Origin of the sequence: Ruminococcoides bili, from assembly GCF_040093295.1 — a bacterium.
GTDB lineage: Bacteria > Bacillota > Clostridia > Oscillospirales > Acutalibacteraceae > Ruminococcoides > Ruminococcoides intestinale_A.
In genome coordinates this window covers 1-17,948 of record NZ_JBBNJY010000021.1, presented here as the reverse complement: position 1 = coordinate 17,948, position 17,948 = coordinate 1, and the positions used below count along the sequence as shown (strand labels likewise).

Below are 17,948 nucleotides of genomic sequence, written 5' to 3'. Positions count from 1 at the left end.
TATAACCATTCCTTTATTTGTCGATTGACATATTATGCAGATTTGTGTAAAATAATACAAGGTGACTAAAAATGGCTACATACAGTTGCGGCAAAAAAGCCAAAGCGATTTTAATTATAATAACGATAGCCCTTGTGGCATTTGCATTTATTCATTCTTCGATGCCTGCTGATATATCATCGGAAGAAAGCGGAAATGTACTTGAATTTTTGCAGAAAATTTTAGACTTTTTAGGTTTTACTCCCGACCTTACAGACCATATAGTAAGAAAAACTGCGCATTTCAGCGAATACACCGCAATAGGCGCAATGCTTATGTCATGCGCATTTGCATTTGATAAACTAAAACCATACAAATACTATATTAATGTAATGTTTTGCGGACTTGCGACTGCGGTCTGTGACGAAACCATACAACTTAATGTAGAGGGCAGAGCGGGAATGATTACAGATGTACTGCTCGACTTTTCGGGTGTGATTTTCGGCACATTAATAATGCTTTTTATTTTTTTGATATACAAAAAGCGTTTTATCGCTAAAAGTGAAAATAAATGAATATTTAAGATTAGGAAAGGAAACAGAAACGAATGGAAAATGTAAAAGAAAACAAAATGGGCATTATGCCCATGACAAAACTGATACTTACTATGTCGTTGCCTGCAATTTTTTCAATGACAATTATGGCAATGTATAATGTAGTTGACAGTATTTTTATCGGACAGTACAGTCAGGAAGGACTTAATGCCACTTCACTTGCTTATCCGTTGCAGATGCTTTTGATTGCTGTAGCGGTCGGTACGGGCGTCGGTATTAACTCGCTTGTTTCAAGACGATTTGGCGAAAAGAATTTTAAAGAGGCAAACGAGGTTGCAACCCACGGTCTGCTGTTAAGTTTTTTCAGCTACGCAATATTTCTTGTCCTCGGTATTGTGATTTCAAGACCTTTTATGATGCTTTATACAACCAACGAAAATATCATAGAATACGGTACACAGTACCTTACAGTGGTTCTCTGCTTTTCGCTCTTTACGATTATAGAAGTTACAATCGAAAAAACTTTGCAGGCTACGGGCAATATGATTTTTCCGATGTTGTTTCAGCTCACGGGAGCGGTAATTAATATTATTTTTGACCCGCTCTTGATTTTCGGTATAGGTCCGTTCCCTCAACTCGGTGTTACAGGAGCAGCTGTTGCAACGGTATTCGGTCAGTTTTGCAGTATGATTTTTGCACTTCTGATAATTTTCTTGAAATCTCATTTAATTAAAATTACATTCAGAAAATTTAAATTCAGTATGCAGACTGTAAAAAATATATATGCCGTTGGTTTCCCGTCTATTATTATGCAGTCGATAGGTTCGATTATGATTGTCGGACTTAACGGTATTCTTGCCGCTTCTGAGGCTTCGGTAACGGTTCTCGGTGTTTATTATAAATTGCAGAGCTTTGTATTTATGCCTTGCTTTGGACTTAACCAGGGCGTTATGCCGATTATCGGTTACAACTACGGCGCAAGAAACCGCAAGCGTGTATATTCCGCACTCAAGCGTGGTATTATAATTGGCGTAATTATTATGACTTTAGGCACATTGGCAATGTGGATAATCCCGGAACAGCTTATTTCAATGTTCGGCGGCACAGAGGAACTTATGAAGATCGGCGTGCCTGCGTTCCGAATTATAAGTCTTTGCTTTATTCCTGCCGCAGCGGGTATTATCTTTACCACCTTGTTCCAGGCAGTCGGCAAGGGAATGAGAAGTCTTATTATGTCTTTTGCCCGTCAGCTTGTGCTTATTTTACCGATTGCGTTTATTTTCTCAAGAATTTGGGGAATCGGAGCAGTTTGGTACGCATTCCCGATTGCCGAGATTTTCTCGCTTACTATTGCAATTTGTTTCTTTATAAATCTTGTTAAAGGCGATTTTAAAAAGTTAGGTTAATTTTGTCCACCTCAGTGCATATATTGCATTGAGGTGGTTGTTTTGACAGAAGAAAATTTTACAAATGAAATTACATACGATGACGGTTGGCAGAGTGCCTCTTGCCCCGAATATTCAACTCCTGCGCATACGGAAACGGAAGAGGAAAGCCCTCAAAATACAGAATTACCGCCGCAAAAGCGTAAAAAATCTCACAATACGCAAGTCCTTGTTACGATGCAGCTTATAATATGTTTATTGCTTGCTTTGGCTGCGTTTGTTATAAAAACTGTCGGCGGCGATTTTTACACTGCTGCCCGTCAATGGTATTACGGCGAACTTAACAAATCAATTATAGCCGAAAATACTCCCGAAGATTACAATTTATCCGAAATTTTCGGTACTGCGACAGACGATGAAGTTTGAACTGTTCAATATTAAATTCATTGTTTCGTACACATTGCTCTGCCTGATTGCCGTTTGTATTATACTTGATATATTCGGCGGATTTGTAATGTGCAGTTTTGCGGTGGTCATTCACGAATCGGGGCATCTTTTAATGATGCTGATTTTCGGCAGCAAACCGAAGAAAATCAGCATTTCTTTGTTTGAAATTGCAATAAATGACGAAAGCCGACAACAAAGAGGTGATTTACAGAATTTTCTTATAGTTTTTTTCGGGCCGTTTGCTAATTTTATTTGTTTTATTATTATTTTTCTGATATACTTATGTAGTGGAACAGATTTATTAAAATTTGCTTATGTAAATCTGTCGCTCTGTCTTTTAAATTTACTGCCTGTAATGTCGTTTGACGGCGGGCAGCTATTGTATATTTTGCTTAGCCGCAGATTTACAGGTCATACGGCGGAAAAGGCTGTAAATATCATAACTTTCATCGCGTTATTTCCAATAGCGGTGCTGGGATTTATAATACTTTTTAATTCGGATTATAATTTTTCGCTGTTGTTTGTATGCGGTTATATTATACTTTCATTAGTTTTTAAAAATAACAGGTATTTCTGACGGAGGTAATACAATGGTCAGCAAGGAAGTAGAAAAACTTTTGCTAAAGGTTCAAAAGCCGGGCAGATATGTTGGCGGAGAGCTTAACGCAGTCGTAAAAAATAAAAAAGATGTTGATGTGAGGTTTGCTTTCTGCTTTCCTGATACCTACGAAGTGGGAATGTCGCATCTCGGAATGAAAATTCTATACAGTTTGTTTAATTCAATTCCGTATATATGGTGTGAAAGAGTTTTTGCGCCGTGGATTGATATGGAAGAAGAAATGATTAAAAATAATATTCCGCTTTATGCACTTGAGAGCGGCGACCCTGTATCGGATTTTGATTTTATCGGTTTTACATTGCAGTATGAGCTTAGTTTTACAAATGTGCTCAATATGCTTAAGCTTTCGGGTGTGCCGATTAAATCCTGTGAGCGTACGGGCTTAAAGCAGATTGTTGTGGCAGGCGGCCCATGCACCTGCAACCCCGAGCCGATTGCGGATTTTATCGACCTTTTCTTCATAGGTGAGGGCGAAGAGGTTGACCTTGAGGTTATGGAGCTTTACAGAAAGTGCAGAGCAGAGGGTAAGTCAAGAGAACAGTTTCTCATTGAATGTGCACAGATAGAGGGCGTGTATGTGCCGTCGCTTTATGATGTTGAGTACAACGAGGACGGCACAATTAAAAAGTATATTCCTAAACATAACGCTCCGTCTGTTGTTCATAAGCGCCTTATGAAAAAGATGGACGAAAGCTACTATCCCGACAATTTCGTAGTTCCTCTTGTGGAAATTGTGCACGACAGAGCGGTGCAGGAGATTTTCCGCGGATGTATTCGTGGCTGTCGTTTTTGTCAGGCAGGATTTATTTATCGCCCCGTAAGAGAAAAATCTCCCGAAGTTATCAATAAGCAGTGCAGAGCATTGTGTGAGAATACGGGTTATGACGAAGTGTCGCTTTCTTCGCTGAGTTCAAGCGACTACACACAGATTGTGCCGTTGCTTACAAAACTCAATGAGTGGAGTAAGGACGAAAAAGTCAGTATTTCTCTGCCGTCATTGCGAGTTGACGGTTTTACCGACGATATTATGAATAAAATCAAAACAGTGCGTAAAAGCGGACTTACATTTGCGCCCGAGGCGGGAAGTCAGCGTATGCGTGATGTTATCAATAAAAATGTTCAGCATGATGAGCTTATGCAGACCTGCGCAACAGCTTTTGCAGGCGGTTGGACTACTGTAAAACTGTACTTTATGATCGGTTTGCCTACAGAAACAATGGACGATGTAAAGGCAATTGCCGACCTCGGACAGGCTGTAGTCGATACTTATTATAATTGCCCGAATAAGCCAAAGGGAAAGGGTGTAAGAGTAACAGTTTCTGCGTCATCATTTGTGCCAAAACCGTTTACGCCGTTCCAGTGGCACGGACAGGACACAATCCCTACTTTGCACGCTAAACAACAACATATCAAAGAAAGCATTACAACCCGCAAGATTCAGTTTAATTACCACGATGCCGACACAAGTTACCTTGAGGCGGTATTTGCCCGTGGTGACAGAAAACTGTGTAAAGCAATGGAAATTGCCTGCGAAAAAGGTTTTCATTTTGACGGTTGGGGCGACTGCTTTGACTTGCAGAAATGGCTTGATATTTTTGAAGAGTGCGGCATTGACCCGACATTCTACGCAAACCGTCAGCGCTCGTTTGACGAGGTATTTCCGTGGGATCACCTTGACTACGGCGTAACTAAGGATTATCTTATTAAAGAATGTAAAAAAGCATATGAAAATACAACAACACCGCATTGTCGTTTGAAGTGCAACAACTGCGGTGCGGCAAAATACGGGGAGGGTGTGTGCTTTGAAAAACGCAAGAGTTTGGTTTAAGAAAGATAACGAGTGCCGTTATATATCGCACCTCGACCTTAACCGCTGTATGTTAAGAGCATTGCACAAGAGCAAAGCTCCGATATGGCATACCGAGGGATTTAATCCGCACCCGTTCGCAACTTTTCCTCTGCCGCTTTCACTCGGATTCAGAGGAATTAACGAGTGTATGGATATAAAATTGATTGAAGATATTTCCGATGAAGAATTAATCAACAATCTTAATGCCTGCCTGCCGCAGGGCATAAGAGTTTTTGCGGTTACAGAGCCGATTATGAAAGCCGGAAAAATTGCGTATGCAAGGTTTAATATGAAAATCAGCAGTGATAATCTTAACTCTGATAAAGTATATACCCCACTGAAAGAACTTTTGGAAAGCGAAGAAATTATGCTTGAAAAGAAGTCAAAGTCGGGTTACAAGACTGTTGATTTAAAGAAAAGTATTAAAAATTATTCTTTATCGGAAAAATATGATTTTGCCGAGCTTGAAATTGTACTTTCCGCAGGCAGTACCGACAACGCAAATCCGAACCTTATTATCAAGGCTTTGGAAAATGCTACGGGCGAAGAATTTTACACCGATATTACAAGAGAGGATTTATATAATTCTGACATGGAATTATTTAGATAAACTATGTTTACATTTACAATTCGCAATGCAAATTCATACCAAGCAATTTTTTAACGGCGGCATTGACAAAGAATTTGAAAAACTTGAAGACGAAATTTCAGCAAAATTTCTTGAGTATATCAAGCTGTATTCTAAGCTGTAATTAAGATTTTTAAAAAATCACACAAAGTTTCACATTTTTTTGTACTTCTATTCATATAATCGTCACAAAAGCAGGTTATTATATAAGCACAATAAAGTTAACAAGAAGTTTTCATAGATTTTCCTCTTCTAAATTTTCTAACCAATGCAATGACCGACACAGTCGGTCATTTTGCTTTTTAACGAAAACGGAGCAGTTATGTATTATTATTCTCTAAACGAATATTTAAAAAACACCTTTGGCGAAAAGGTATATAAAATTTCACTTGACGGCGGTATGACTTGCCCTAACCGTGACGGCAAAATAGACACACGGGGGTGTATTTTTTGCAGTAGGGGAGGTTCGGGAGAATTTTCCGCCGACAGAAACCACAGCATAACCGAGCAAATTCGGGAGGCTAAAGAGAGAATCGGCAGAAAAACCGATTGTAAAAAATTTATTGCTTACTTTCAGCCGTTTACAAATACATATGCGCCCGTTGAATACCTTGAAAAAATTTTCACCGAGGCTATAGAACCCGATGAAATTGTCGCTTTGTCGGTCGCTACCCGTCCCGACTGCCTGCCTGACAAAACCGTAAATTTGCTCTCAAGATTTAATAAAATAAAGCCTGTGTGGGTGGAACTCGGCTTGCAGACAGTTCATAAAAGCACGGCAGACTATATTCGCCGTGGATATGACTTAAGCGTGTATGATGATGCGGTTAAGCGCCTGCACAAGGAGGGCATAAGCGTAATAACGCACATTATAATCGGTTTGCCTAACGAAACGGAAGATATGATAGTGCAGAGTGCTGAATATGCGGGCAAATGTTCCGACGGAATTAAGTTACAGCTTTTGCACATATTAAAGGATACCGACTTATGCGATGAATACGAAAAGGGCAATGTGCCCGTTCTGTCGCTCGAGCGATATGCGGATATACTTGTAAAATGCCTTAGAGTTATCCCAAAAACCACCGTAATACACAGGCTTACGGGTGACGGAGATAAAAAAATACTTGTAGCCCCCTTGTGGAGCGCAGACAAAAAGCGTGTGCTTAACTATATTAACAAGGTATTAAGGGAAAGCGAATAATAAGTATTATTAATTTTAAAAAAAGTCTTGATTTTCCTTTGCGTATTTGATATAATAGGCATTGTCTTTGGAGAGATGTCCGAGCTGGCCGAAGGAGCATGATTGGAAATCATGTGTACGGTAATCACCGTACCAGGGGTTCGAATCCCCTTCTCTCCGCCATAATTTTAAAAAGTCTTGTCGATTTCGGCAAGGCTTTTTCTTTTGTTATAATGCTTTATTGTGAAAAATATTGCTGAAAAAGTGCGGTTATAATAAATAACTGCCAAACCAATGCAAATTATGCATATTGACAGCAAAAATTTTTTATTATAAAAAATTTATAAAATTATAATTCTTTGAAGTAATTTAAAATATTATTATTGCACAATAATTATATATTTGTTTTGTATATAATTAATAAAGAAATGTCAAAATCGACAAAACAACAAAAAAATATTGAAATAAAAACCTAAAAATGTTATAATATTAAGGAATAAAAATATGGGTTCGTATACGGTCTGACTGCCGAATACAGCAAATTCACCGAAGGTCAGTCGGTAAAAGCGGTCGCCGTCAAAGCAAAACTTCCCTCTCGGACGGTACAGACTTATTCGGCTCATATGTTTCAAATTTTTTTAATGGAGGTAATAAAAATGAAAACGAATTTCAAGCGTATTGGCAAACAGTCGATTTCTATTGTGCTTGCTGTTATGATGATGCTTTCGACTATGCTTGTCGGTATGGTTACTTCGAATGCAGTAGAAATCAAAGCTAATACAGACTTTTATCTTGATATTAGTAAGGCTACTAAGTATTTTAGTGATCCAAATAGTATATATATGTCTGTTGTTGGTTCAGGTAATGAGAACTTCGAATCATCTGAAATTGATTCGTCAGCTATAACTAGTGGCAATTATAGTCCATCGAGGGATACTTGGTACCAAATGACGCAAATAGATAATTCTAATATCTATAAAGTAACTGTTACGACATCTTCAAATATTGGAAAAGTATCTTTTTGGAGTAATGATATTCGGTACTATGATGATGTTTATGCTGTTAGTTGTACTTTAGGTAAAACTTATGATGGTAAAAATAATTTATTTACTTTAACTAAAAATTCAGTTCATCATGATACTCAGCAATCTTATTCTTTTGGCGGTGATTGGTCAACCTATGAAAGTACAGAACCGACAGACCCGACAGAACCTACAACTCCTGCAGGTGATATTGTTGTTTACTTCGCTAATCCTGTACATGGCGGTTGGACTGATGTGTATAATTATATTTGGAATGAATCCAATGGTAACACGTATACTGATGGCTGGCCTGGCAATAAACTCACAGATATTTTACAGAGTGACTATTCTTATAATAGTAATGCATATAATGTTTATAAGGTAACTATTCCTAAAGCTTACGATAGCATTATTTTTAACAATAAAGCTGGTGAACAGACAGGTGACCTTAAAATATCTAACAAGACATTAGTTAATGGAAATTTGTATATTTATAATGCTAATGCAACTGATAAAGTCACTGTTGTGAAGGATTATCAACCGCCTGTAGCAAATCACAGCGTAAAATTAGCTACTGATTCATCTGCTAACGCTACAGTTACTGTAAATAACAGCGAGCTTCCGGTAAAGGTTGCCGAAAACGCAACCTACTCCCTCACAGTAACACCTAACGAGAATTACTACATTAAGAAGATTACAGTTGGCGGCGAAGTTAAATTCACTCAGACTGCTGATAACTATGCTGACTCAAAGAATGCAATTACAATTCCTGACTTAACAATGGGTACAGCTGATGTAGAAGTTAAGGTTGAGGCTGTTACCGCCCCTGTACAAGTTGTACTTACTGCTACTTTAGTTGACGGTGACAGAGGTTCTGCATACATTGCGTCTTACACAGACAACGAAACGGGTGAAACTGTAACTAATACAGACAAAACTCTTATCTCGGTAAATGCAAAGCCAGGTACTTCGGTTACATTTAAAGCTGAGTCGGTTGACGGCTACTTCCCAAAGTGGAGCTTTGGCGGTAAGTCTTCAGTTGGCAATACATTTACTCTTGACGGCACTTCGGTAACCGGCACAACTCCTGTTACTGTTTACCTTACCTATGAAAAAATTGAAAATCATAACATTACTGTTGAAAGCAATAAGGGTGGTAAAGTAAATTATACTTACAACGATACAACAAACACAGTTGCCGAAAACACAACTTCTTCTCCTATTTCTGTTGCGTCTAACTCAACTATCACACTTAAAGCTACTGCTGATACAGCCAAAAACTATGTATTCAGCGGTTGGAAATTTGACAATCCAACCAATGTAGTATTTGCAGATGGTCAGGACGCTTTATCGCCTTCAATTACAATTAGTGTTGTTGACGACGTAAAGGTAACTGCAACTTTTGAAGAACAATCAGGCACTGTTTCAAATTGGAAGTTTATGTTGTCTGACAGTGATGAAAAACTAATTAAGGATTCTACAGGTACTTATACAACATCATATCCAGTTTACCAGAAACCTGACGGAACATATTCTGTAACTTTCCCTGTTTCTGCAATCTCTTCAAATACTACTCAGTATTTTACATTCTCTAAAACAGGCGATAATACTGGATTTGAACCAGGAGACGCAAGATTAGATGTAAAAATTGCAGATAATTTTAAACAATATGTTAAAGAAGCAAAGAAAAAAGAATGGGGCCAAAAATATGTTGTTTTAGCATCATTCCAAAACACTGATGATATTGACACTATTAACGTAACATATGATCCTAAAACATATACCTATACAATTGACGGTTCGTGCTATGTTCTGCCTGAAAATTCTCATAAGGTATATGCTACTATGGGTAGTAGTGTTGGCCTTAAATACGGTAAAACTACTATTAGCTTATTAAACGGTCAAGCTCCTCTTAAAACTTATAAAAAAGATTACTACAATCAGTATATTGTTAATGCTGACGAACAGATTACTGTTGAATGTCAGATGAATTCAACAGAAGCTAACCTTGGCTATTATGTATATGCTTTTGTTGTAAACGGCGAAAAGGTAGATGTAGTAGATAACGGCAATAATGTATATCAGACTGCTTCACCTATTACTGTAACAAAGGATCTTGAAATCACTCCAATTTACTATAATAAAGTAATTGAGGCAGACGGTAACTATATTACTATTTATACCAATGCTCCTGCAGAACTCCAAACTCTTTGGGGAAATTCAATTTCAATTTATTCTTGGTATAAAGGTGATGATGGTAAATACTTGGAAATGGACGGCGCTTATCCCGGTCAGCTTATGATGCGTGACTCTCAGGGCAGATTTGCCGCTAAGGTTTCTAAGTACGCTTATACTAATGTTGACGGTAAATTTACTTGTGATAAGAGCAAACAGGTATTAGGTATTACAAATAATAACTACTACGAAAACGAAGATGTTCACAATAATTTCCTTACAACAGCTGCTCAAAAGGTTAATAACCAGACATACGACTATGATGACTTTGAAAAGCTCACTGGTATGGGATACGATACCGTTGAGTTTGATGTAAAGTATTACGCTGATAAAACCGTGTCAAACCAGGAGTTACTTGTTAATAATGCTACAAATAACATATCTATGGCAGGTAAACCTATTATTCCTCAAACCGCTACAAAATATGAAGATCTTACCAACATTGATGGTAAGCTTGTAAGTATTCTTGGATATACTAACGAAACAGCCAAAGCTAAAAATAGTACCGGCTTAATTACCGGTGAACCACTAAAGATTATTTCTGTTGGTAACCAGAATATGAAAATCGGTGACAGTTATAACATATGGTCAACTATTTGGTATGTATATAAGTCCAACGGAGATTATGTTACTCAGGGTATGCCATCTGACTTTATTCCAAGAGGTTCTGTTGGCGAAGACGGCAACTTTACTGAGGGAAATATTTCTGAGCAGACACCCGCATATCAGGCTATAGTTAAAGCCGGTTTACAGTACAACAGTGCTGTTATATCCTATGAAGTCAAGATGGATGCAACAACATCTGCAGATAAAAGGAACACAGGTGTTCGTGTTGATGGTCGTTGGTACTATGCTCGTTCTACCGATCAGGTGGATGCAAAAGTTGGTATCATTTACAGAAATTCTGAAAATGATGTTTGGACAGTTGATAAGCCTTCTGGTGATTCTAAAATTACCGGTAAGGTAACAGGCGGCTCAGCTTCCTTTGACTATACGGATAGCGTTGGTTCTACTCACACTAACTTAGCTTCTGATTCTGTAGAAAGAAATACAATCATTACATTGAACGCTACTAACGGTACTCAGTATAAGTTTATAGGTTGGGCTACCCCAATATATGATGAAGCCGGTAAAGTTACAGGTTACACACCTCTTAACCTTACAGACCTTAACGCAACATATACTGTAAGTACAAATACAGAGCTTTATGCAATGTATGAGCCATACGCTACAGGTTCTGTAACAATAACTCATTCAAAATATACAGGTCCTGATTCACATAACGGTCTTGGTATTTTCTCTGTAACAGCTAAAGTGTTTGACGCTAAAGGCAATCTTGTTGAATCTCAGGTCATTGATGCTCAGAGCACCTCTAACACTGTAACTCTTAAAGATATAGTCAACAGAAATGACGACTCATATATTGAGGTTACTCTTACTACTCAGTCATATGCTAAGTCACACTTCCTTAACTTCTATTATCCAAGTGTAGCAGGCGGTGTTTCTACATTGACAAAAGAGCCTAACGGTGAATTTTACGATAAGGAATGTACTGCTGCTGGTCCTGCAACTATAACTTATATGGTTAAGGTTTCAGACCTCTTTGTTAATGACAAGCAGACTGTAATGGCTCTCAACTACTATTCAGATCTTAAGTTGCCTGAGGTTAAGTCAAATATTACATTTAACTACAATCCTTACAATACAGCTCCAAATCCAAATCCTGTTGCCGGTAAGGGTAATGGTAAAACAACATTTACTCTTACTATTACTAAGAATGGTGAAACTGCTCCGGTATTTACTACAACCGGTGATTTAAGTAGCTTAACTCTTAAGGCTAACGGCAACATTAAGAGTATTATTGAGGATTATGTAGCAAATGCTGATAATGGTACTGATTACACAATCTCAATTAAACTCAATTCTGTAGCAGATAATCATTGTTATGTTGGTAAATCATATTATCAGCAAAATGATTCAGGCAGTTATACTTATGAGGAAATAGGCAATACAGTAGAAATTCAGCTTTCTGAGATATATGATATTCCTAATAATAAGTTCTATACTAATACAATAAATCTTTACACTGACTTTACTGCCGATGAATTTAACTACAATGTAACATTTAAGTATCTTGGCTACGAGAGCAGAAAGTATTACAATACTAACGGCTTTAATCAGGAGCAGATTCCTGCAAGTGCTATTAATCAGAATTGGTGGAAAACTTACACAGTAAAAGGCACATTCTATGGTTCTGACATTGACAAGTACTTTGATGAGGTTGACGGTTCTTATAAGTTTAAGGAGTCATTCCTCTTAAAGGTTGCACCATACGAAGACAACTTTGTACAGTCTATCACATGGGATCTTAGCAATGTTGATTATTCTACAACCAACGCTATGCTCTCAGTAACAGCTACTGTTCCTGCTAAGTATGACAACGGTTTTGTAACTGTTACAGCCGACTTAGGCGATGATAAGCCAAAGCAGACATATTCAGTAAACTATGCTTCACTCGTTACACCTAAGAATCTTGTAGGTCCAACAACTCAGAGTACTAATGATGAGGATTACCTCATTGTTGCTCCTGAAACAAATGCTAATGGTGAAAAGTTCAGTTACTGGACAATCCAGACTGATGACAGCAACGGCATTGTAGTAGCTAAGTGTTATACAAGAGAGTTTAACTTCCTTGCTTATGACAATTATCTCATTACCGCTTGCTACGGTAAAGATGTTGACGCTTCTAAGTTAGGTGTATCTGCCACAATGCAGTTCCTTGAGTATTCAAGAAACCAGTATGATTCAGGCAGAGATAAGGTATATGCTGACTTTGCAGTTTCTTATAATTACAACGGCAAAAAGCTTTGTGCTGACATTAATAAAGATGTAGTTTGCGGTGTAGTATTTGTTGTAAACAGCAAATACAGTTCAGCTGCTGACGCTACTGATAAGTTCACAGTAAATGAGTCTGATTTACTTGAAAAAGTTAAGGCTCTTAACAGCGGCAACTCATCAGATAAGACAATGGGTGACGCTAAGGTTTACAACTACAAGCTTAACAAGAAAAATCTTGATAACAAGAACAGACTTGAATATAGCTGGAATGTAAACAACACTGAAAACAACCAGAATCTCACAATACTTGCTTACTCATACATTTACAATGCTACTACTGATGAATATAGCGTTTCTGCTCCTCAGGAATTCAAATTCTTCAATGTTGGCAATAAGACATATGAAGGTTAAGCAATAGAAAAGGAGGCAATTATGAAAAAATCTTATATTTCCCCTGAAATTGAGATTCAAAAATTCTCTTTTGAGGATATTCTTGCTGGTGGCGGAACCGATGACCCTGGTTTAAAATATAGCAATCCTGAGAATCCAGGTTACGAATCCGGCGGTGAAGAGGGCGACCTCTAATAATAACACATAATTTTGGTAAGGCAGTCTTTTGACTGCCTTACTATAAAAGGTGATTTTTATGATTAAAACCATTGCAAAAAAACTTTCTGTTTTTGTTTTAGCTTTATCATTGCTTTTAATGTCTGCCGTTCAGTTTAGTGCAGACTCATACCTTGTAAGTAAAGACGGTTTTTATTATTTGATTGAAAATTCTGAGGCGGTAATTTACGGATATGATTATAATAATCGTACTACCGATATTGTAGTGCCGAACACAATCAGTGATTACCCTGTAACAAAAATTGCTCCTCGTGCATTTTCAAACAATACTAAGCTTACAAGCATTTCATTTACAAATGCAATGTCATTAAAGAGCATTGGCAAATATGCTTTTTACGCTTGCAGTTCTATTGAGGAAATTATAATTCCCGGTTGGCTAAACAGCATTGGCGAGTTTGCTTTTCAGGATTGCACAGCTTTAAAGAATGTTTCTATTTACAGCAATGTGTCAGTAATTCCCGAGCAGGCATTTGGCAACTGCATTTCGCTTGAGAAGATTAATATTCCAAGTACAGTAAAGTCTCTTGGCAGCTATGCTTTTTATAACTGCTCTGCACTTACCGAGCTTACACTTTCAAAGAACATTACAGACATTGCAAACGGTGCTTTTTACAACTGTCCTAACCTAACTTTATATGGCTATTACGATACAGTTGCAGAAAGCTATGCCGAGCAGAACAACATTCCTTTTGTTCATCTTGATAAAAAGGTGATTTCGGGTGATGTTAATCTTGACGGCAAGATAGATGTTAATGATGTAACACTTCTACAGCGTTACATTGCAGGTGAGTCTGTATTAACAGATGACGCTGTTAAGGTTGCCGACTTTAACAAAGACAGAATTATTGATGTAATTGATGTTACAGCAATTCAGACATTTATCGCTAACGGTCAAAACTAAATTATTAAACTTAAGCACAGGTGGCAACATCTGTGCTTTTTCTTGCTTATTTTTAGATTTTGTTATATAATAAAATTTGGTGATGTTATGCCGATTTACAAAATTGCTGATATTATAACTGATATAAAACCTAAGTTTCGCTACTTTGAAAGTATCGCAGAAGATTATTTATATACAGGCAATGAACCTGTTCAAATTAAAATTTCGATTCGTGAGGATTATATACGAAAAAGAGCAGAAAAAAATACTCACTTAACACTTGGTAATTTGGAATCAATTTTTCTTGCCGATACATTCAATAAAAAAATTCTGAAATATAATGCAATATTTCTCCATTCGTCTGCAATCCTTTATAAAGGCAAAGCGTATCTTTTTTCTGCCGATTCGGGAGTGGGCAAGTCAACGCACACAAAACTGTGGATAAAAAAATTCGGCGCTGAAAATGTACAGATAATCAATGATGATAAGCCGATTATCAGATTTATTGACAATGATTGGTATGTGTACGGTTCGCCTTTTGACGGTGGAACGGGCATAAATAAAAATATCCGTGCAAAACTCGGCGGCATTATTTTTCTTGAAAGGGCAGAGGAGAACAGTATTGAAGTCCTTGACAAAAACAGTATTTTTTCAAGAATATATAAAAATACGATTAAATTTTCTCTTGACGATGAATATGCGGGATATATGTTAAATACGGCTGATAAGTTGATTAAGGAAAATTATTTCTATTTGCTAAAATGCAATATGAATATTGAATCGGCGGAAATTTGCGAAAAATTTTTACTGACAGGAGATAGCTATGGAAAAGCTGAAAAAAATACTTGATTCCGAAACCAATAAGTGGATAGTAAAAAAAGCCAAACCACAGGTTTTCGGTATTATAATTATGTCTGTTATTTTCGGCGGAATGGCATATCTCGGTGTTGCGGTCGCTACTTTGTCGAGAGGTATTGTGGATTCGGCGGTTAACTCTGATGTCGGCGGAATTGTGTATTTCGCAATTATACTTATTTCACTTACGATCGCACAGCTTGTCATAAGAATTATAAGTAAGGTGCTGACTTTCAATGTATCGTCAAAACTTGAAATTTCTATAAAACAAGATATTTTCGATAATATTATCAGAAAAAAATATAATGAGATTTCAAGCATACACACCGGCGAACTACTTAACAGAATAACAAGCGATGTGTCGGTTTTAGTCAGTTCGATTATTTCTATAGTGCCGAATATGGTGTATTTTATCGTAAAATTGGTTGGTGTTTTTGTTGTACTGTTTGCTATTGATAAAACTTTCAGCCTTGTTTTTGTTTTCGGCGGTGCGCTGATGTTTGTTGTTGTGCTGCTTTTTAAGTCAAAAATGAAAACATTGCATAAGGCGGTACAGGAATCTGACGGTAAGACAAGGTCGTTTTTTCAGGAGATTTTTTCAAGTCTGCTTGTGGTAAAAGTTTTTGGCGCTGAAAATAAGGTATCTGAAAATGCTATGAATTTGCAACAAAATAATTTTAAAATAAAACGAAAAAGAAATTATATCTCTATAGTTGCCACAACCGGATTTTCTTTTATATTTGCCCTCGGATATATGTATGCTTTAATTTGGGGTGCTTTTGCAATCAGCGACCATACCATTACATACGGTGTATTGACTTCTATGCTTGCGCTTGTGTCGCAAATTCAAGGCCCTGTTCGTGGTATCAGCAGTATTTTGCCGTCATATTATTCTGCTCTTGCAAGTGCGGAGCGACTTATGGATATTGAAAATCTCGATAATGAAGATGTGGTAAATAATTCTGCAATCGATACCGAAAAGCTGTATGATAAGACAGAAAAAATAGTTTTTGATAATATTACTTTCAGCTACGGCAGGGAAAATGTGCTTGAAAATACAAGTCTTGTGCTAAAAAAAGGTGATTTTGCATTGCTTGCGGGAATTTCGGGAATAGGCAAAAGTACGCTTACAAAGCTTTTGCTTAATGTAATTTCACCTGATAAAGGCGAGATTTATCTTTCGCTTTCAAACGGAGAAAATGTGTTTGTTGATAAAAATATAAGATGTATGTTTTCGTATGTACCGCAAGGTAATTTTCTGCTTTCGGGTACAATCAGAGATAACATTGCATTTGTGTCGAATAATCCCGATGACGAAAGAATTATTGAGTCTGCGAAAATTGCCTGCGCTTATGATTTTATCAGCAGATTGCCAAATGGACTTGATACTGTCGTGGGTGAGAACGGAAAGGGCTTGTCGGAGGGTCAGATACAAAGAATTGCGATTGCGAGAGCGGTTTACTGTAATTCTCCGATTATTATTTTTGATGAGGCAACCTCGGCACTTGACGCCGAAACAGAAGTTCAACTGCTTAAAAATCTTAAAACACTCAAAGATAAAACTTGTATTTTGATTTCTCATAAAATGGCGGCAAAAGAAATTTGCAACAAAGAAATTGTAATTAAGAATAAAAAAATTATTTCTTACGATATTTAGGTGGGTACAAGCAAAATCTCACTCCTGACTGAATACTTATAATTAGGTATAAATCCGATTATAAGCATTGTCAGGGGTGATTTTTTGATTGAATTAATTAATTTTCTGGGGCAGTACCTTTGCTTTTTTATTCTTCATATCTGCGGAAACGGCTCTTTTCCAAAACCTCTTTCCGAAAAAGAGGAGCACGAGTATCTTGTGCGGAGTGCAAAAGGGGATATAGAGGCGAGAAATATTCTTGTTGAACATAATTTAAGGCTTGTGGCACACATTATAAAAAAATATTACGGCAATCAGAGTGAACAAGATGATCTTGTGTCAATCGGCACTATCGGACTTATAAAAGCGATAAATACCTATGACATAAGCAAAAAAATTAAGCTTTCAAGTTATGCGTCACGATGTATCGAGAATGAAATATTAATGCATTTCCGTAATGCTAAAAAGACGGCGCAGGATATTTCACTCAACGAAGCGATTGACAGCGATAAGGACGGAAATCCGCTGACTTTGCTTGATATAATGGCGGTTGATGACAATATACTTGAGCAGATTGATTTTCAACTCAACAGTAAAAAGCTCAGTCAGTTTATTAACGAAGAACTTTCACCAAGGGAAAAAATGATAATTGTTATGCGCTACGGACTTGACGGGAGCGAGCCGCTTACACAGAAAAAGATTGCACAGAAATTGAATATTTCCCGTTCGTATGTAAGCAGAATTGAAACCAAGGCTTTAAAACTTTTACGAAAACGCTTTGATAACAGTTCAAATTTGTAAATTATTTTAAAGAAAAAAGGCGGTCGAAAGACCGTCTTTAGTTATGAGCCTATGCTGTTGATGAGGTTTTGCATTTCCTGTTTGGATGAAACATTGTGTGCTTTCTCAAGCACGATTTCTTTTTCGTCTTTTTCCATTTGAGCAAATTTTTGCATTGCACTTTCATTTTTTGCAAGTGCATTTACAAAGCCTAACGGCATATCTTTATACATTTTTCATCACCGATATTATTATTTTCAGTTTTGAAAATAATATTCATTTAGATAAATTATTGTTTAGCGGAGTGTCGGTTGGGTATTGAAATTTAGCTAACGCTAAATTATCCTCACAAAAGCAAAAAAAGTTTACTCAATTTTTTCAAAAATTGCGGGTTTGGGCAGCGCCCATAAAATCTTCCGATATAACAATTTATC

The 17,948-nt window shown here is 37.1% G+C and carries 14 protein-coding genes and 1 tRNA gene; 14 read left to right on the top strand and 1 reads right to left on the bottom strand.

Going from position 1 to position 17,948, the window contains the following annotated elements; translation table 11 throughout:
• The first annotated feature begins 71 nt into the window (after positions 1-71).
• The 14 genes from AAAY30_RS07760 to sigK all read left to right on the top strand — a co-directional run bounded on the left by AAAY30_RS07760 (position 72) and on the right by sigK (position 17,535).
• Complete coding sequence (locus AAAY30_RS07760) at positions 72-554, top strand: VanZ family protein (protein WP_301954662.1); 483 nt, start codon at positions 72-74, stop codon at positions 552-554.
• Positions 555-586: 32 nt separating this feature from the next.
• On the top strand, positions 587-1,939 hold the full coding sequence (locus tag AAAY30_RS07755) for an MATE family efflux transporter (RefSeq protein WP_302190768.1): 1,353 nt from the start codon (positions 587-589) through the stop codon (positions 1,937-1,939).
• 42 nt (positions 1,940-1,981) lie between these two features.
• Positions 1,982-2,344: a hypothetical protein gene (locus AAAY30_RS07750; RefSeq protein WP_302484505.1), complete on the top strand. Its 363-nt coding sequence runs from the start codon at positions 1,982-1,984 to the stop codon at positions 2,342-2,344.
• Positions 2,334-2,942 carry a site-2 protease family protein gene (locus AAAY30_RS07745; RefSeq protein ID WP_302484504.1) on the top strand — a complete coding sequence of 203 codons (609 nt, stop codon included), beginning with the start codon at positions 2,334-2,336 and terminating at the stop codon, positions 2,940-2,942. The genes AAAY30_RS07750 and AAAY30_RS07745 overlap by 11 nt, the downstream gene beginning before the upstream one ends.
• A 13-nt stretch (positions 2,943-2,955) precedes the next feature.
• Positions 2,956-4,812: a TIGR03960 family B12-binding radical SAM protein gene (locus AAAY30_RS07740; RefSeq protein WP_302484503.1), complete on the top strand. Its 1,857-nt coding sequence runs from the start codon at positions 2,956-2,958 to the stop codon at positions 4,810-4,812.
• Positions 4,787-5,443 (top strand): TIGR03936 family radical SAM-associated protein, encoded by a 657-nt coding sequence (locus AAAY30_RS07735; RefSeq protein ID WP_499215602.1) that lies wholly within the window; start codon positions 4,787-4,789, stop codon positions 5,441-5,443. Before AAAY30_RS07740 ends, AAAY30_RS07735 begins: the two co-directional genes overlap by 26 nt.
• A 340-nt stretch (positions 5,444-5,783) precedes the next feature.
• Positions 5,784-6,662 (top strand): tRNA modification radical SAM protein MnmL/YtqA, encoded by an 879-nt coding sequence (gene mnmL, locus AAAY30_RS07730; RefSeq protein ID WP_499215603.1) that lies wholly within the window; start codon positions 5,784-5,786, stop codon positions 6,660-6,662.
• Positions 6,663-6,731: 69 nt separating this feature from the next.
• A tRNA-Ser gene (locus AAAY30_RS07725) sits at positions 6,732-6,824 on the top strand.
• A 473-nt stretch (positions 6,825-7,297) separates the two neighbouring features.
• Positions 7,298-13,147 carry a starch-binding protein gene (locus AAAY30_RS07720; protein ID WP_499215604.1) on the top strand — a complete coding sequence of 1,950 codons (5,850 nt, stop codon included), beginning with the start codon at positions 7,298-7,300 and terminating at the stop codon, positions 13,145-13,147.
• A gap of 21 nt (positions 13,148-13,168) precedes the next feature.
• Positions 13,169-13,321, top strand: coding sequence for a hypothetical protein (locus AAAY30_RS07715; protein WP_022234876.1), 153 nt, complete (start codon positions 13,169-13,171; stop codon positions 13,319-13,321).
• A 61-nt stretch (positions 13,322-13,382) separates the two neighbouring features.
• Positions 13,383-14,264 (top strand): leucine-rich repeat protein, encoded by an 882-nt coding sequence (locus AAAY30_RS07710; RefSeq protein ID WP_337781822.1) that lies wholly within the window; start codon positions 13,383-13,385, stop codon positions 14,262-14,264.
• A gap of 87 nt (positions 14,265-14,351) precedes the next feature.
• Positions 14,352-15,092 carry a hypothetical protein gene (locus AAAY30_RS07705; protein ID WP_337781823.1) on the top strand — a complete coding sequence of 247 codons (741 nt, stop codon included), beginning with the start codon at positions 14,352-14,354 and terminating at the stop codon, positions 15,090-15,092.
• Positions 15,067-16,755 carry an ABC transporter ATP-binding protein gene (locus AAAY30_RS07700; protein ID WP_499215605.1) on the top strand — a complete coding sequence of 563 codons (1,689 nt, stop codon included), beginning with the start codon at positions 15,067-15,069 and terminating at the stop codon, positions 16,753-16,755. The genes AAAY30_RS07705 and AAAY30_RS07700 overlap by 26 nt, the downstream gene beginning before the upstream one ends.
• An 84-nt stretch (positions 16,756-16,839) precedes the next feature.
• On the top strand, positions 16,840-17,535 hold the full coding sequence (gene sigK / locus AAAY30_RS07695; protein WP_186934886.1) for an RNA polymerase sporulation sigma factor SigK: 696 nt from the start codon (positions 16,840-16,842) through the stop codon (positions 17,533-17,535).
• Between the two features lie 41 nt (positions 17,536-17,576).
• On the opposite strand, the gene AAAY30_RS07690 is transcribed toward sigK, so the two are convergent.
• Complete coding sequence (locus AAAY30_RS07690) at positions 17,577-17,747, bottom strand: hypothetical protein (RefSeq protein ID WP_022234881.1); 171 nt, start codon at positions 17,745-17,747, stop codon at positions 17,577-17,579.
• Positions 17,748-17,948 lie beyond the last annotated feature (201 nt).

Bases quoted from the DNA above. Each gene is read 5' to 3' on its own strand.
- AAAY30_RS07760 (WP_301954662.1), top strand. From the start codon at position 72: ATGGCTACATACAGTTGCGGCAAAAAAGCCAAAGCGATTTTAATTATA.
- AAAY30_RS07755 (WP_302190768.1), top strand. From the start codon at position 587: ATGGAAAATGTAAAAGAAAACAAAATGGGCATTATGCCCATGACAAAA.
- AAAY30_RS07745 (WP_302484504.1), top strand. From the start codon at position 2,334: ATGAAGTTTGAACTGTTCAATATTAAATTCATTGTTTCGTACACATTG.
- AAAY30_RS07740 (WP_302484503.1), top strand. From the start codon at position 2,956: ATGGTCAGCAAGGAAGTAGAAAAACTTTTGCTAAAGGTTCAAAAGCCG.
- mnmL (WP_499215603.1), top strand. From the start codon at position 5,784: ATGTATTATTATTCTCTAAACGAATATTTAAAAAACACCTTTGGCGAA.
- AAAY30_RS07720 (WP_499215604.1), top strand. From the start codon at position 7,298: ATGAAAACGAATTTCAAGCGTATTGGCAAACAGTCGATTTCTATTGTG.
- AAAY30_RS07715 (WP_022234876.1), top strand. From the start codon at position 13,169: ATGAAAAAATCTTATATTTCCCCTGAAATTGAGATTCAAAAATTCTCT.
- AAAY30_RS07710 (WP_337781822.1), top strand. From the start codon at position 13,383: ATGATTAAAACCATTGCAAAAAAACTTTCTGTTTTTGTTTTAGCTTTA.
- AAAY30_RS07705 (WP_337781823.1), top strand. From the start codon at position 14,352: ATGCCGATTTACAAAATTGCTGATATTATAACTGATATAAAACCTAAG.
- AAAY30_RS07700 (WP_499215605.1), top strand. From the start codon at position 15,067: ATGGAAAAGCTGAAAAAAATACTTGATTCCGAAACCAATAAGTGGATA.
- AAAY30_RS07690 (WP_022234881.1), bottom strand. From the start codon at position 17,747: ATGTATAAAGATATGCCGTTAGGCTTTGTAAATGCACTTGCAAAAAAT.